Raw genomic sequence first — 16,055 nt, forward strand, 5'->3', positions numbered from 1 at the left:
CGCTTAATTTTAAGAATTAAAAAAATGGCAAAAAAAATTGAAAAAGTTGTAAAACTTCAAGTTAAAGGAGGACAAGCAAATCCTTCGCCACCAGTAGGGCCAGCTTTAGGTGCTGCAGGTGTTAACATCATGGAGTTTTGTAAACAATTTAATGGACGTACACAAGAAAAACAAGGTGCAGTGTTACCAGTTGTTATTACTGTGTATCAAGACAAATCATTCGATTTCGTAATTAAAACTCCACCAGCTGCTATTCAGTTAATGGAAGCTGCGAAATTGAAAAAAGCATCAGGTGTACCAAACCGTCAAAAAGTTGGTACTGTTACTTGGGATCAAGTTAGAGCTATTGCTGAAGACAAATTAGCGGACATGAACTGTTTTACTGTTGAATCTGCTATGAAAATGGTTGCTGGAACTGCACGTTCTATGGGTATAACTGTAAAAGGTGGGCAAGCTCCAGAATAATTAAAACATTTTAGGAAATGGCAAAGTTAACAAAAAGACAAAAAGAGGTATTAGCTAAAGTAGAAAAAAACAAACTTTACTCTATTGATGAAGCATCATCATTGGTAAAGGAAGTTAACTACGCTAAGTTTGATGCTTCTGTAGATATAGCAGTTCGTTTAGGTGTAGACCCTAAGAAAGCTAACCAAATGGTTCGTGGTGTAGTTTCATTACCACACGGAACAGGTAAAGATGTAAAAGTATTAGCATTAGTTACTCCAGACAAAGAAGCAGAAGCTAAAGCAGCAGGTGCAGACTATGTAGGATTAGACGAATACTTACAAAAAATTAAAGAAGGTTGGACAGATGTTGACGTTATCGTTACTATGCCAGCAGTTATGGGTAAATTAGGACCATTAGGACGTGTTTTAGGACCTCGTGGATTAATGCCTAACCCAAAATCAGGTACTGTAACTTTAGAAGTTGGTAAAGCCGTTTCTGAAGTAAAAGCAGGTAAAATCGACTTCAAAGTAGACCGTTACGGAATCATCCACGCTGCAGTTGGTAAAGTATCTTTCGATGCTGATAAAATTAAAGAAAATGCGAATGAATTAATTCAAACTTTAATTAAATTAAAACCAACAGCTGCTAAAGGAACATATGTAAAAAGCATCACGCTTTCTACAACTCAATCTGTAGGTGTATCAGTAGATCCAAAAAGTGTAAACGCTTAAAATTAGTAGATTATGGCAATGACAAAACAAGATAAAGCAAATATGATAGATGAATTGCAAGCTGTATTAGCAGAAGCAAAAATCATCTACTTAGCAGATATCGACGGATTAAACGCTGTTAATACTACTGAATTAAGAAGAGCTTGCTTCAAAAGCAATGTATCTTTACGCGTAGTAAAAAACACTTTATTAAAGAAAGCTATGGAGCAAATCGAAGACAAAAACTTCGAAGAGCTTTACGGATCTTTAAAAGGAAATACAGCATTAATGACTGCTGAAGTTGGTAATGCACCAGCTAAAGTAATCGATACTTTCAGAAAAAAATCTGAAAAACCTATTTTAAAAGGAGCTTGGATTGAAGATAATACATTCGTAGGTGATGACAAATTACCACAATTAGTAGCATTGAAATCTCGCGAAGAATTAATCGCAGACATCATCATGTTACTTCAATCTCCAATCAAAACTGTTGTTTCTCAATTAGAGAACAAAGAGGCTGCAAAAGCAGAAGAAGGAGCTTCAGAAGAATAAGACACACTCATATCAAATAAAAGTTTAAAAAACAAAAAGCATTAAAATGGCAGATTTAAAAAAATTAGCTGAAGAGTTAGTAAACTTAACAGTTTTAGAAGTTAATGAATTATCTACAATCTTAAAAGATGAGTACGGAATCGAACCAGCTGCTGCTGCTGTAGTTGTTGCTGCAGGTGGAGCAGGTGAAGCTGCTGAAGAGCAATCAGAATTCGACGTAATCTTAAAAGAAGCAGGTGCATCTAAATTAGCAGTTGTTAAATTAGTTAAAGAATTAACTGGAAAAGGATTAAAAGAAGCTAAAGATTTAGTAGATTCAACTCCAGCAACAGTTAAAGAAGCAGTTTCTAAAGACGAAGCTGAAGCTTTAAAGAAACAGCTAGAAGAAGCTGGTGCAGTAGTAGAATTGAAGTAATTTTTATTACTCAAAAATATAGGTTTGGACCTAACACAGGACGTGTTAGGTCTAAACCTTTTTACGCATAAAGTCATTATATAAACCAAAATTCATTCGAAATTGGCCACTAAAGCAACATTAAGCAACTCGACTGAGAAAAAAGAAAGATTGAACTTCTCTTCTGCAAAAGCAGTCGCTCAGTTCCCAGATTTCCTTGACATTCAGATCAAATCGTTTGAAGATTTTTTCCAGTTGGAAACAAGACCTGACCAACGAAAAAATGAAGGTCTTTACCGAACATTTGCTGAGAATTTTCCAATTACGGATACTCGCAATCAGTTTGTTTTAGAATTCTTAGATTATTTCGTAGATCCACCACGTTACACAATTGATGAGTGTATCGAAAGAGGATTAACTTACAGTGTTCCATTAAAGGCTCGCCTAAAATTGTACTGTACTGACGAAGAACATGAGGATTTCGAAACAGTTGTACAAGACGTTTATCTAGGAACAATTCCTTACATGTCTCCTTCAGGTTCATTTATTATAAATGGAGCAGAACGTGTTATTGTATCTCAATTACACCGTTCACCTGGGGTATTTTTCGGACAATCTTTCCATGCGAATGGTACTAAATTGTACTCATCTCGTATCATTCCTTTCAAAGGATCATGGATTGAGTTCGCAACTGACATTAACAGCGTAATGTACGCTTACATCGATCGTAAGAAAAAGTTACCTTTAACAACATTACTTCGTGCTATTGGATATGAAAGAGATAAAGATATCCTAGAAATTTTCGATTTAGCTGAAGAAGTAAAAGTTAATAAAGCTAACTTAAAGAAAGTTGTAGGTCGTAAACTTGCTGCACGTGTATTAAATACATGGCATGAAGATTTCGTAGATGAAGATACAGGAGAGGTTGTATCTATTGAGCGTAACGAGATTATTTTAGATCGTGAAACAATTTTAGAAAAAGATCACATCGATCAAATTGTTGATTCTGGAGTAAAAACAATCTTATTACACAAAGAAGATACTAATTCTGCTGATTATGGAATTATCCATAATACATTACAAAAAGACCCTACTAATACTGAAAAAGAAGCAGTAGAGTATATTTATAGACAATTACGTAATGCTGAGCCACCAGATGAAGAAACTGCTAGAGGAATTATTGATAAATTATTCTTCTCTGATCAACGTTATTCATTAGGTGAAGTAGGTCGTTACAGATTAAATAAAAAATTAGGCTTAAGCATTAGCGAGGACGTACAAGTATTGACTCGTGAAGATATCATTTCGATTATTAAATATTTAATCGAATTAATCAACTCTAAAGCAGAGGTGGATGATATTGACCACTTATCTAACCGTCGTGTAAGAACGGTAGGTGAGCAAATGGCTAGCCAATTCGGAGTAGGTTTAGCTCGTATGGCTAGAACTATCCGTGAAAGAATGAATGTTCGTGACAACGAGGTGTTTACACCAATCGATTTGATTAATGCTAAAACATTATCATCTGTTATCAACTCATTCTTCGGAACGAACCAGTTATCTCAGTTCATGGACCAAACAAATCCATTATCAGAGATTACACACAAACGTCGTTTATCAGCATTAGGACCTGGAGGTTTATCAAGAGAAAGAGCGGGATTCGAGGTACGTGACGTACACCACACTCATTACGGACGTTTATGTCCAATTGAAACTCCTGAGGGACCAAACATTGGTTTGATTTCGTCATTATGTGTATTCGCTAAAGTTAATAACTTAGGGTTCATCGAAACACCGTACAGAAAAGTAGAAGAAGGAAAAGTGGACGTCGAATCAACACCTATCTATTTAACTGCGGAAGAGGAAGAATCAAAAGTAATTGCTCAAGCCAATATCGACATTGCTGACGATGGTACTATTGCTACAGAGCGTGTAACTGCTCGTGAAGATGGAGATTTCCCAGTTGTTACTCCATCAGAAGTAGATTTAATTGACGTTGCTCCTAACCAGATTGCTTCTATCTCTGCATCATTAATTCCTTTCTTGGAGCATGATGATGCCAACCGTGCGTTGATGGGATCGAACATGATGCGTCAGGCTGTTCCATTATTGAAACCACAAGCACCAATTGTAGGTACTGGATTAGAAAAACAAGTTGCAAAAGATTCTAGAATCTTAGTAAATGCAGAACGTGAAGGTACAGTAACTTATGTTGATGCTGACATTATAACAATTAAATATGATCGTTCAGAAGACGAAGAATTAGTAAGCTTCGATACTGCTGAGAAAACATATAATTTAACAAAATTCAGAAAGACGAATCAAGGAACTACAATTACGTTGAAACCAATTGTAAAAGTTGGTGATCGTGTAGAGAAAGGACAAGTTTTATCTGAAGGTTATGCAACAGAAGGAGGAGAATTAGCAATTGGTCGTAACATGGTTGTTGCCTTCATGCCTTGGCAAGGGTACAACTTCGAGGATGCTATTGTAATCTCTGAGAAAGCTGTTCGCGAAGACTGGTTTACATCTATCCACATCGATGAGTATTCATTAGATGTACGTGATACAAAATTAGGTATGGAAGAATTAACTTCAGACATTCCTAACGTTTCAGAAGAGGCTACAAAAGACTTAGACGAAAACGGTATGATCCGTATTGGAGCAGAAGTAAAACCTGGTGATATCTTGATTGGTAAGATTACTCCAAAAGGAGAATCTGATCCAACTCCAGAAGAAAAATTATTACGTGCGATCTTTGGTGACAAAGCAGGTGATGTAAAAGATGCTTCTCTTAAAGCCTCTCCATCATTACGTGGTGTTGTTATCGACAAAAAATTATTCTCACGTAGTATTAAGGATAAACGTAAACGTTCTCAAGACAAAGCTATTATTGATAGTGTAGAAGCTGAGTACGACGTTAAATTCAACGAATTAAGAGAGATTTTATTAGAGAAATTATACGTTTTATTAAACGGAAAAACTTCTCAAGGTATTTACAACGACTTGAATGAAGAAGTAATCAAGAAAGGTGTAAAATACACACAAAAAATCTTATCTAATGTTGAAGATTTCTTAAATTTAACTGGAGCAGAATCTCTTTGGACAACAGACGAGGATAAGAACGAATTAGTAAAAGAATTGTTACATAATTACAAAATTAAGTACAATGATTTACAAGGAGCACTTAACCGCGAAAGATTTACAATCTCTGTTGGAGACGAGTTACCTGCAGGTATCGTTAAATTAGCAAAAATCTACATTGCGAAAAAACGTAAACTAAGAGTAGGGGATAAAATGGCAGGACGTCACGGTAACAAAGGTATTGTTGCACGTATCGTTCGCGACGAAGATATGCCTTTCTTAGAAGACGGAACGCCAGTAAATATCGTACTTAATCCACTTGGGGTACCATCTCGTATGAATATCGGTCAGATTTATGAAACGGTATTAGGATGGGCTGGACTTAAAATGGGTCAAAAATTTGCTACACCTATCTTCGATGGTGCTGAAATCGCTGATATCGATCGCATCACAGAAGAAGCAGGTATTCCAAAACACGGTACAACATATTTATATGACGGTAATACTGGAGAACGTTTTGATCAAAAAGCTACTGTAGGGGTGATTTACATGTTGAAATTAGGACACATGGTTGACGACAAAATGCACGCGCGTTCTATCGGACCATACTCATTAATTACTCAACAACCATTAGGAGGTAAAGCACAATTCGGTGGACAACGTTTCGGAGAGATGGAGGTTTGGGCATTAGAAGCATTCGGTGCATCTAATATCTTACGCGAAATCTTAACAGTTAAGTCGGATGACGTAATTGGACGTGCGAAAACTTACGAAGCAATCGTAAAAGGAGAGCCAATGCCAGAACCTGGTATTCCAGAATCATTTAACGTATTGTTACATGAATTACAAGGTCTTGGATTAGACATAAACTTGGAAGAATAATAGGGCAACCTATTATTCTACCTTTTTCGTTATAATAATATAATTGTTAGATACATTTCTATATGTCAACAAAAAATAAAACAAGTCAATTCTCAAAAATCCGTATCGGGTTAGCTTCTCCAGAATCGATTCTTCAAGAATCTAAAGGTGAAGTTTTAAAACCTGAAACGATTAACTATAGAACGCACAAACCAGAGCGTGACGGGTTATTCTGTGAGCGTATCTTTGGACCTGTAAAAGATTACGAATGTGCCTGCGGAAAATATAAAAGAATCCGTTATAAAGGTATCGTTTGTGACCGTTGTGGGGTTGAAGTTACTGAAAAGAAAGTTCGTCGTGAGCGTATTGGACACATCAATCTTGTTGTGCCAATTGCACATATTTGGTATTTCCGTTCATTACCAAACAAAATTGGTTACATCTTAGGATTACCATCTAAGAAATTAGACATGGTAATTTACTATGAAAGATATGTAGTGATTCAACCAGGTATCGCAAAAGGACCAGAAGGTGAAGAATTAAATAGATTAGATTTCTTATCAGAAGAAGAGTATTTAGATATCTTAGAAACTCTTCCAATCGAGAATCAATATCTAGAAGATACAGATCCTAATAAATTCGTTGCGAAAATGGGTGCTGAAGCATTAGAAGACCTATTATCTCGTATCAATTTAGATGAGTTATCTTACGAATTAAGACACAAAGCACACAACGAAACTTCTAAACAACGTCGTACAGAAGCGTTAAAACGTTTACAAGTTGTTGAGTCGTTACGTGAGTCAAATATGCACCACGTAAACCGTCCAGAATGGATGGTAATGCGCGTTATTCCGGTTATTCCACCAGAATTACGTCCGTTAGTTCCATTAGATGGTGGTCGTTTTGCAACATCAGATTTAAATGATTTATATCGTCGTGTAATTATCCGTAACAATCGTTTGAAACGATTAATGGAAATCAAAGCGCCAGAAGTAATCTTACGTAATGAAAAACGTATGTTACAAGAAGCGGTTGATTCATTATTTGATAACACGCGTAAAGCATCTGCTGTAAAAGCTGATGGTAACCGTCCGTTAAAATCATTATCTGATTCATTAAAAGGTAAACAAGGTCGTTTCCGTCAAAACTTATTAGGTAAACGTGTAGATTATTCTGCTCGTTCTGTAATTGTTGTTGGACCAACACTTAAATTACACGAATGTGGTTTACCAAAAGATATGGCAGCTGAATTATACAAACCATTCGTAGTTCGTAAATTAATCGAGCGTGGAATTGTAAAAACAGTTAAATCGGCTAAGAAAATTATCGATAGAAAAGAGCCAGTTGTTTGGGATATTTTAGAAAATGTAATCAAAGGTCATCCAGTTTTATTAAACCGTGCCCCTACGTTACACCGTTTAGGTATCCAAGCATTCCAACCGAAATTAATCGAAGGTAAAGCAATTCGTTTACACCCATTAGTGTGTACTGCCTTCAATGCCGATTTCGATGGTGACCAGATGGCTGTTCATTTACCATTAGGACCAGAAGCAATTTTAGAGGCTCAATTATTAATGTTAGCTTCTCAAAATATTCTGAATCCAGCAAATGGTTCTCCTATTACTGTACCTTCTCAGGATATGGTTTTAGGTCTGTATTATATGACAAAAATTCGTCGTACAGACCACCAGTTTACAGTAAAAGGAGAAGGATTAACTTTCTATTCTGATGAAGAAGTACAAATTGCTTACAACGAAGGTGCAGTAGATTTAAATGCTCCAATTCGTGTAAAAACAACTGTACGTCAAGGAGACAAATTAGTAGAAAATCAATTAATTGAAACTTCTGTAGGTCGTGTGTTATTTAACCAAATCGTACCAAAAGAAGTAGGTTATATTAATGAAGTATTAACGAAAAAATCGTTACGTACTATTATTAATAAAATCATCAAAATTACTGATTTCCCTAAAACAGCAGCTTTCCTTGATGATATGAAAGCATTAGGATATCGTAATGCCTTTGAAGGAGGTTTATCTTTCTCTTTAGGTGATATCTTAATTCCTGAACAAAAGAAAGAGCTTATCTCTGGTGCAATCTCTCAAGTAGAGAACATCAAGATGAACTATAATATGGGTCTTATTACAAACAACGAACGTTATAATCAAGTAATTGATGTTTGGACAACAACAAACGCAACGTTAACGGAGATTGTAATGAAACGTATGACTGAAGATCAACAAGGGTTTAACTCAGTATTCATGATGCTTGATTCTGGAGCACGTGGATCTAAAGAGCAAATTCGTCAGTTATCTGGTATGCGTGGATTGATGGCTAAACCTCAAAAAGCTGGTTCTACTGGTGGGGATATCATCGAAAACCCAATTATCTCTAACTTCCGTGAAGGTTTATCTATCTTAGAGTACTTTATTTCTTCTCACGGGGCTCGTAAAGGTCTTGCCGATACAGCCTTAAAAACTGCCGATGCAGGGTACTTGACTCGTCGTTTAGTTGATGTTGCACAAGACGTTATCGTAATGCACGAAGATTGTGGTACATTAAGAGGATTAGAAGTTACTGCACTTAAGAAAAAAGAAGAAATCATTGAAAGTTTATCTTCTCGTATCTTAGGACGTACTTCATTAAATGATGTTTATAATCCAGATAATGGAGAATTAATTGTTGCTTCAGGAAACATTATCACAGAAGAAATTGGTGATGCTATTGAAGCTGCAGGTATAGAAAACGTAGAAGTACGTTCTCCTTTAACTTGTGAAGCTAAAACAGGTATTTGTGCTAAATGTTATGGACGTAACTTAGCTACAGGTAAAGATGTTCAGAAAGGAGAATCAGTTGGTGTAGTTGCTGCGCAATCAATTGGTGAGCCTGGTACACAGTTAACATTACGTACATTCCACGTGGGAGGTACTGCTGGTAACGTATCAGAACAAAATACTATTAATGCTAAAGTTGATGGTACTGTAGAATTTGAAGATTTAAGAATTGTTGAATCTACAAATGACGAAGGAAACTTAGTTGATACTGTTGTTTCTCGTTCTACAGAATTAAAAGTTATTGATGATTTAGGAAACGTACGTCAACAAACTAACATCGCTTATGGTACTGTATTAGCTGTTAAAAACGGAGCTAAAGTTAAAAAAGGTGACGAAATTGCTAGTTGGGATTCATATAACGGGGTTATTATTGCAGAATCTGCAGGTAAAATCGAGTATGAACAATTGGAACAAGGTATTACTTATAAGATTGAAATCGATGAGCAAACTGGATTCCAAGAAAAAGTTATTTCTGAGTCACGTAATAAAAAGTTAGTTCCTGCGTTAAGAGTATTAACTGTTGATGGAGAAGAAAAAACATACAACTTACCAGTAGGTGCACACTTAATGGTAAATGATGGAGAAAAAATTAATGCAGGTAAAATCTTAGTTAAGATTCCTCGTAAGTCAGCTAAATCTGGCGATATTACAGGAGGTTTACCTCGTATTACAGAGTTGTTAGAGGCTCGTAATCCATCTAACCCATCAGTTGTTTGTGAAATGGATGGAGTTGTATCTTTCGGTAAAATAAAACGTGGTAACCGCGAAATCATCGTTGAATCTAAAAATGGTGAAATCCGTCGTTACTTAGTTAAATTATCTGCTCAAGTATTAGTTCAAGAAAATGACTTTATTCGTGCAGGTGAACCATTATCAGATGGAGCTATTACACCAGAAGACATTTTAAGAATCTTAGGTCCTACAGCAGTACAAGAATACTTAGTAAATGAAATTCAAGATGTATATCGTTTACAAGGTGTAAAAATTGATGACAAACATTTCGAAATTATCGTACGTCAAATGTTACGTAAAGTTCGTATTGTAGATTCAGGAGATACACGATTCTTGGAAGATAGTCTAGAGCACAAAGACGATTTCATGGAAGAAAACAATCGTTTATTCGGAATGAAAGTCGTAGAAGATGCAGGTGATAGTACTGATTTAAAACCAGGACAAATTGTATCTGTTCGCGAATTACGTGATGAAAACTCTAAATTAAAACGTGAAGATAAAAACTTAGTAACAGCTCGTGAAGCTATCCCTGCAACAGCACAGGCAGTTTTACAAGGTATTACAAGAGCATCTTTACAAACAAAATCTTTCATGTCTGCAGCATCGTTCCAGGAAACAACGAAAGTTCTTAATGAAGCGGCTGTAGCAGGAAAAGTTGATAGTTTAGTAGGATTAAAAGAAAACGTAATTGTTGGACACTTAATTCCTGCAGGAACTGGACTAAAAGAATACCAGAACATTGTCGTAGGATCTAACCGTGAATACGAAGAATTAATAAACGCAAAACAAGAATTATAATGTCAGAAAATCAACAAAACGAAGGGTTAAACATCGAGTTAAACGAATTAGTAGCTCAAGGAGTTTACGCAACAGGAGCAATCATCAACCACTCACCATCTGAGTTCGTTGTAGATTTCGTACAATTTTTACCAGGTGCAAGACCAAGTGTAAAATCTCGTATTATCTTATCTCCATTACAAGCGAAACAATTATCTCAATCGTTAGCTGAAAACGTAGTTAACTTCGAGAAAAGCTTTGGTGAAATCAAAGAACCTCAAGTAAACAACGGTACAGCAACTTACGAAGCTTAAGAAATTTCTCTTAATATTTCAAAAATCCCTTAATCTTAGATTAGGGGATTTTTTTATGTTTTTTATTTTTAAATCTAATTGTAAACGTATTTGCAAAAGTGATTGTAATGGAAATCCTTTTGTTATAAAATACTAGAATTATCGATATAAAATAACAAAAGATTGCAATGGAAAGCACGTTCCGAAGGATTTGCCCTAGAAAATAAATGATGAATTGAGTTACTAAGTTTTAAATGATAAGAGAATATTATATCTTTGCAAAATAATATACAAACAAAAAACAAACAATGGCACAAGATGTAATTTTCGATTTGATTGAAGAGGAAAAAGAAAGACAATTGAATGGTATTGAACTTATTGCTTCAGAAAACTTTGTATCTGACAATGTAATGAAAGCAATGGGATCTGTTTTAACAAATAAATATGCCGAAGGTTATCCTGGTAAACGTTATTATGGTGGATGTGAAGTTGTAGATGAAATTGAATCTCTTGCAATAGATCGATTAAAAACTTTATTTGGTGCTGAGTATGCAAATGTGCAACCACACTCTGGTTCGCAAGCAAATGCTGCTGTTTATTTAGCTTGTTTGAAACCTGGAGACAAAATTTTAGGTTTTGACTTATCTCATGGTGGACATTTAACACATGGTTCTCCTGTTAATTTTTCGGGTTCTATTTATACAACTTCTTTTTATGGAGTTAATAAAGAAACTGGATATATAGATTATGAAGCAATGGCAGAAACTGCTCGTAAAGAGCAACCAAAAATGATTATTTGTGGTGCTTCTGCTTACTCTAGAGATATAGATTACGCAAAATTTCGTGAAGTTGCTGATGAAGTAGGTGCTTTATTATTAGCAGATATTTCTCATCCAGCTGGTCTTATTGCTCGTGGTATCTTAAATGATCCTCTTCCTCATTGTCACATTGTAACTACAACAACTCATAAAACATTACGTGGACCACGTGGTGGAGTAATTATGATGGGAAAAGATTTTGAAAATCCATGGGGATTAACAACTCCTAAAGGTGAAGTAAAAATGATGTCTCAGTTATTGAATGGAGCTGTTTTCCCAGGAACACAAGGTGGACCATTAGAGCATGTGATTGCATCTAAAGCGGTTGCTTTTGAAGAGGCTTTATCTGATGGTTATATGGATTATATTGTACAAGTTGCTAAAAATGCAAAAGCATTAGCTGCTGCATTGGTTGCAAAACAATACAATATTGTATCTGGAGGAACAGATAATCACTGTATGTTGATTGATTTACGTAATAAAGGGATTTCTGGAAAACAAGCAGAAAATGCTTTGGTTTTAGCTGAAATTACTTGTAACAAAAATATGGTTCCTTTTGATGATAAATCTCCTTTTGTTACTTCTGGTATTCGTTTAGGTACTGCTGCTATCACAACACGTGGTTTAGTAGAAGAGGATATGCAAACTGTTGCAGATTTTATTGATGAGGTATTAACAAACATTGATAACGAAACAGTAATTGATTTGATTGCTGATCGTGTAAATGAGTTTATGTCAAGTAGACCATTATTCCAAATGAAATAATAGAATATATTTTCTAAATGAATAGTAAAAAGCCTCAAATCATCTTATTTGAGGCTTTTTTATTTCTTTTTGATTTTCAATAGATAAAATGATTATAATTTTTAGTAAATCTTTAATTATACGGTTATGAATATTTTTCTCTTAAAAATCTATTCTTTCTAAAAATTAAAAATTTAACTTTACCAAAAATCAATTTTTAGTATAATGTCTGTAAATAAAGAAATAAAAAGAATTACCACAGAAACTTTACGCAAAATGAAGTTTGATGGGGAGAGAATATCTATGTTAACTGCTTATGATTTTACAATGGCAACATTGGCTGATAAAGCAGGATTAGATACAATTTTGGTGGGTGATTCTGCGGCAAATGTAATGTCTGGTTATGAAACTACATTGCCTATTACTTTAGATCAAATGATTTATCATGCACAATGTGTTGTACGTGGAGCAAAACGTGCTTTGGTTGTTGTAGATTTACCATTTGGTACTTATCAATCTGATCCTAAGAAAGCATTGGATTCTGCTGTTAGAGTAATGAAAGAAACAGGTGCACATGCCCTAAAATTAGAAGGAGGAAAAGAGATAGAAGAATCTATTCGTAGTATTGTAAATGCAGGTATTCCTGTAATGGGACATTTGGGTTTAACACCACAATCAATCAATCAATTTGGTTCTTATAAAGTTCGTGCAAAAGATGATGCTGAAGCTCAAAAATTAATGGATGATGCAAAATTATTGGAAGAATTAGGATGTTTTTCTTTTGTAATGGAAAAAATTCCTGCAGATTTAGCTGCTAAAGTTACAGCTTCTGTATCTATTCCAACAATCGGAATTGGAGCAGGAAATGGATGTGATGGACAAGTTTTAGTAATACATGATATGCTAGGACTAAATAATGATTTTAAACCTAAGTTTGTACGTAGATATCTAAATTTAGAAGATGAAATTGTAGGTGCTGTTGAGCAATATGTTGCTGATGTAAAATCTAATGATTTCCCGAATAGTAACGAACAATATTAAAAAATACTGATAAGTAATAAGCTTTTAATGAGAGTAATATCTCATTAAAACTTATTACTTAACTTAAAATTTATCAATGAATCCAGAAATTTTATTTGAAGATAATCATCTTCTAATTATTAATAAAAAAGCAGGAGAACTAGCTCAAGGAGATGAAACAGGAGATATTCCTCTTATCGATAGTTTAAAGAGCTATATAAAAAAACGTGATAATAAACCAGGAAATGTTTTCTTAGGTTTAGTTCATCGTTTGGATAGACCAACTTCTGGAGTTTTAATTTTTGCAAAAACATCCAAAGCATTAACTCGTATGAACGAAATGTTTCAAAAAAGAAACATTGATAAAGTTTATCGCGCAATTGTACAAAATAAACCACCTCATAATTTTGAGCGTTTGGAACATTACCTTAAAAAGAATCCAAAAAATAATAAAACAACAGTTTATCCTAAACCAACAGGAGATGCTAAAAAAGCAATTTTAGAATATACATATTTAGGTGCATTAGATTCTTTTCATTACGTAGAAGTTAAACTGTTTACAGGACGTTCTCATCAAATTCGTGCTCAGTTATCATCTGTTGGTTCACCAATAAAAGGAGATTTAAAGTACGGTGCAAAACGTTCTAATCCTGATGGAAGTATTTCTTTGCATGCTTATCGTATAACTTTTGAGCATCCCGTAAAGAAAGAAGAAATAACAATTATTGCTCCAGTTCCAAAAGATGCCATTTGGCAAGCTACAACAAAATTATAATTTGTAAATTTGTTTCTTATTTAAGAATTAAATGAATACTATATTTTATTTCTTTATCTACCAAATTTCACGTTTACCATTATCTGTACTGTATCTATTTTCAGACTTTTTGTTTTTTCTGTTGTATAGAGTAATCGGTTATAGAAGAAATGTAATACGCACAAATCTTAAAAAATCATTTCCTGAAAAATCAGAGAAAGAGATTATAGATATTCACAAAAAATTCTATGCTAATTTTTGTGATTATTTAGTAGAAACATTAAAAAGTTTTTCAATTTCACAAGAAGAATTAGACAGAAGATTAACTTATTCCAATTTAGAGGTTTTTAACCAGATAAAATCAGAGAAAAGAAATACAATGATGATGTGTGGACACATCTTTAATTGGGAATGGTTTATAGGTACAGCAAGACATTTGTCTACAAAAAATACTATTGCTGTATATCATAAAATTAAAAATCCATTTTGGGATGATAAAATTAATGACATGCGTGCACGTTTTGGAACAAAAGCGATTGATATGAAAGATGTTCTTCGTTTTATGATGAAAACGCCAAATGATGGTGAATCTACTTATCTTTTTGTTGCTGACCAAAGCCCTAAACAATCAGCGGTTCATTATTTCATTGATTTCCTAAATCAAAGAACTCCCGTTTTTAATGGCTTCGACAAAATAGCTCAAAGAAAAGAAATGGGGGTTGTTTACTGTAAAACTGAGAAAATAAAACGAGGATATTACCACACAACATTTGTTCGTTTACAACCAGAAGGAGAAAAATTTACTGAGAATGAAATTGTCCATCAATTTTTTAATCATTTAGAAGAAACAATCAAAGAACATCCAGACAATTGGCTTTGGAGTCATAAACGTTGGAAATATGCCGATTTATAAGATGAGAATAGCTATTGTAATCCTTAATTGGAACGGAGAAAAACTACTTCCTCAATTTTTACCTTCAGTTATCAACAATTCAAAAAATGTTGAGATCTATGTTATTGATAATGCATCAACTGATGGTTCTGTAGAATTGTTAACAACTCAATACCCTGAGGTAAAAATAATTCAAAATAAAGGGAATTATGGTTTTGCAAAAGGATATAATGAAGGTTTAAAAGAAATTGATGCTGAATATTTCTGTTTATTAAATTCTGATGTTGAGGTTACAGAAAATTGGATAGAACCTATAATTTCTTTATTAGATAGTCGTCCAGATATTGCAGCAGTGCAACCAAAATTATTAGATTTTAAAAATAAATCTTATTTTGAATATGCAGGTGCAGGTGGTGGATTAATAGACCAATATGGTTATCCTTATTGCCGAGGACGTGTTTTTTCTACTTTAGAGGAAGATAAAGGTCAATACAACGATACAACTCAAATATTTTGGGCAACAGGAGCATGTTTTTTTATCAGAAGTAAAGATTTTTTTGAACAAAAAGGTTTCGATGAAGACTTTTTTGCTCACATGGAAGAGATAGATTTATGTTGGCGATTAAATAATGCTGGTCGAAAAATTTATTATTGTGGCGACTCTACCGTTTATCATTTGGGTGGAGCAACTTTAGATAAATCTAATCCAAAAAAATGGTATTTAAACTATAGAAATAGCTTGTGGATGTTATTGAAAAATTTACCAAAAAATAAATTATTTCCAACTATTTTCACACGCTTGTCATTAGATGGTATTGCAGCAATGGCTTTTCTTCCTTCACAAGGATTTCCTCATTTGTGGGCAGTTTTTATATCGCATATGCATTTTTATAAAGGATTATCAAAAATGTATAAGAAAAGGCGAAAACATCAAGACAAAAATTATTCAACTACGGCATTATTACCAATTCAATATTTCTTGAAAAAGCGAAAATATTTCAACGATTTAAAATAATAAGTCATCTAATAATTTGGGCAATCCCTTCGGTCACGCTTTCTCGCTGTATCTTTTATAATTGATTTTATAGTTTTTGCTAATCAATTATAAAGGGATGCCGCTTCAATCCTTATTGCATTTTTTTATAA

12 protein-coding genes are annotated in these 16,055 nt (G+C 34.1%); all 12 read left to right on the forward strand.

Annotated features, from left to right (window positions below):
* The first annotated feature begins 24 nt into the window (after positions 1 to 24).
* The 12 genes from rplK to RT575_RS07615 all read left to right on the forward strand — a co-directional run bounded on the left by rplK (position 25) and on the right by RT575_RS07615 (position 15,924).
* Positions 25 to 465 carry a 50S ribosomal protein L11 gene (rplK, locus tag RT575_RS07560; RefSeq protein WP_038331069.1) on the forward strand — a complete coding sequence of 147 codons (441 nt, stop codon included), beginning with the start codon at positions 25 to 27 and terminating at the stop codon, positions 463 to 465.
* A 17-nt stretch (positions 466 to 482) separates the two neighbouring features.
* Positions 483 to 1,178 (forward strand): 50S ribosomal protein L1, encoded by a 696-nt coding sequence (gene rplA, locus RT575_RS07565; protein WP_038331070.1) that lies wholly within the window; start codon positions 483 to 485, stop codon positions 1,176 to 1,178.
* 18 nt (positions 1,179 to 1,196) lie between these two features.
* A complete protein-coding gene (gene rplJ, locus RT575_RS07570) occupies positions 1,197 to 1,709 on the forward strand; it encodes a 50S ribosomal protein L10 (protein ID WP_125349460.1) in 513 nt (170 codons plus the stop codon).
* A gap of 46 nt (positions 1,710 to 1,755) precedes the next feature.
* Positions 1,756 to 2,124: a 50S ribosomal protein L7/L12 gene (gene rplL / locus RT575_RS07575; protein WP_019974307.1), complete on the forward strand. Its 369-nt coding sequence runs from the start codon at positions 1,756 to 1,758 to the stop codon at positions 2,122 to 2,124.
* A 102-nt stretch (positions 2,125 to 2,226) separates the two neighbouring features.
* Positions 2,227 to 6,069 (forward strand): DNA-directed RNA polymerase subunit beta, encoded by a 3,843-nt coding sequence (gene rpoB, locus RT575_RS07580; RefSeq protein WP_313579930.1) that lies wholly within the window; start codon positions 2,227 to 2,229, stop codon positions 6,067 to 6,069.
* A 62-nt stretch (positions 6,070 to 6,131) separates the two neighbouring features.
* Positions 6,132 to 10,409, forward strand: a complete 4,278-nt coding sequence (gene rpoC, locus RT575_RS07585; protein ID WP_313579932.1) for a DNA-directed RNA polymerase subunit beta' — start codon at positions 6,132 to 6,134, stop codon at positions 10,407 to 10,409.
* Entirely contained in the window at positions 10,409 to 10,702 is a 294-nt protein-coding gene (locus RT575_RS07590) for a DUF3467 domain-containing protein (RefSeq protein WP_313373649.1), read from the forward strand. The genes rpoC and RT575_RS07590 overlap by 1 nt, the downstream gene beginning before the upstream one ends.
* A gap of 287 nt (positions 10,703 to 10,989) precedes the next feature.
* A complete protein-coding gene (gene glyA / locus RT575_RS07595; RefSeq protein WP_313373650.1) occupies positions 10,990 to 12,264 on the forward strand; it encodes a serine hydroxymethyltransferase in 1,275 nt (424 codons plus the stop codon).
* Between the two features lie 204 nt (positions 12,265 to 12,468).
* Positions 12,469 to 13,284, forward strand: a complete 816-nt coding sequence (gene panB, locus RT575_RS07600) for a 3-methyl-2-oxobutanoate hydroxymethyltransferase (protein ID WP_313579935.1) — start codon at positions 12,469 to 12,471, stop codon at positions 13,282 to 13,284.
* Between the two features lie 76 nt (positions 13,285 to 13,360).
* Positions 13,361 to 14,038, forward strand: coding sequence for an RluA family pseudouridine synthase (locus RT575_RS07605; protein WP_313579937.1), 678 nt, complete (start codon positions 13,361 to 13,363; stop codon positions 14,036 to 14,038).
* A gap of 31 nt (positions 14,039 to 14,069) precedes the next feature.
* Positions 14,070 to 14,930, forward strand: a complete 861-nt coding sequence (locus RT575_RS07610) for a lysophospholipid acyltransferase family protein (protein WP_313579939.1) — start codon at positions 14,070 to 14,072, stop codon at positions 14,928 to 14,930.
* A gap of 1 nt (position 14,931) precedes the next feature.
* Positions 14,932 to 15,924 carry a glycosyltransferase family 2 protein gene (locus RT575_RS07615; RefSeq protein WP_313579997.1) on the forward strand — a complete coding sequence of 331 codons (993 nt, stop codon included), beginning with the start codon at positions 14,932 to 14,934 and terminating at the stop codon, positions 15,922 to 15,924.
* Positions 15,925 to 16,055: the final 131 nt, after the last annotated feature.

This window comes from Chishuiella sp., assembly GCF_032109125.1.
Lineage (GTDB): Bacteria > Bacteroidota > Bacteroidia > Flavobacteriales > Weeksellaceae > Empedobacter.

What these genes read in the sequence shown, in the direction of transcription:
- rplK (WP_038331069.1), top strand. Translation starts at nt 25, where the DNA reads ATGGCAAAAAAAATTGAAAAAGTTGTAAAACTTCAAGTTAAAGGAGGA.
- rplA (WP_038331070.1), top strand. Translation starts at nt 483, where the DNA reads ATGGCAAAGTTAACAAAAAGACAAAAAGAGGTATTAGCTAAAGTAGAA.
- rplJ (WP_125349460.1), top strand. Translation starts at nt 1,197, where the DNA reads ATGACAAAACAAGATAAAGCAAATATGATAGATGAATTGCAAGCTGTA.
- rplL (WP_019974307.1), top strand. Translation starts at nt 1,756, where the DNA reads ATGGCAGATTTAAAAAAATTAGCTGAAGAGTTAGTAAACTTAACAGTT.
- rpoC (WP_313579932.1), top strand. Translation starts at nt 6,132, where the DNA reads ATGTCAACAAAAAATAAAACAAGTCAATTCTCAAAAATCCGTATCGGG.
- RT575_RS07590 (WP_313373649.1), top strand. Translation starts at nt 10,409, where the DNA reads ATGTCAGAAAATCAACAAAACGAAGGGTTAAACATCGAGTTAAACGAA.
- glyA (WP_313373650.1), top strand. Translation starts at nt 10,990, where the DNA reads ATGGCACAAGATGTAATTTTCGATTTGATTGAAGAGGAAAAAGAAAGA.
- panB (WP_313579935.1), top strand. Translation starts at nt 12,469, where the DNA reads ATGTCTGTAAATAAAGAAATAAAAAGAATTACCACAGAAACTTTACGC.
- RT575_RS07605 (WP_313579937.1), top strand. Translation starts at nt 13,361, where the DNA reads ATGAATCCAGAAATTTTATTTGAAGATAATCATCTTCTAATTATTAAT.
- RT575_RS07610 (WP_313579939.1), top strand. Translation starts at nt 14,070, where the DNA reads ATGAATACTATATTTTATTTCTTTATCTACCAAATTTCACGTTTACCA.
- RT575_RS07615 (WP_313579997.1), top strand. Translation starts at nt 14,932, where the DNA reads ATGAGAATAGCTATTGTAATCCTTAATTGGAACGGAGAAAAACTACTT.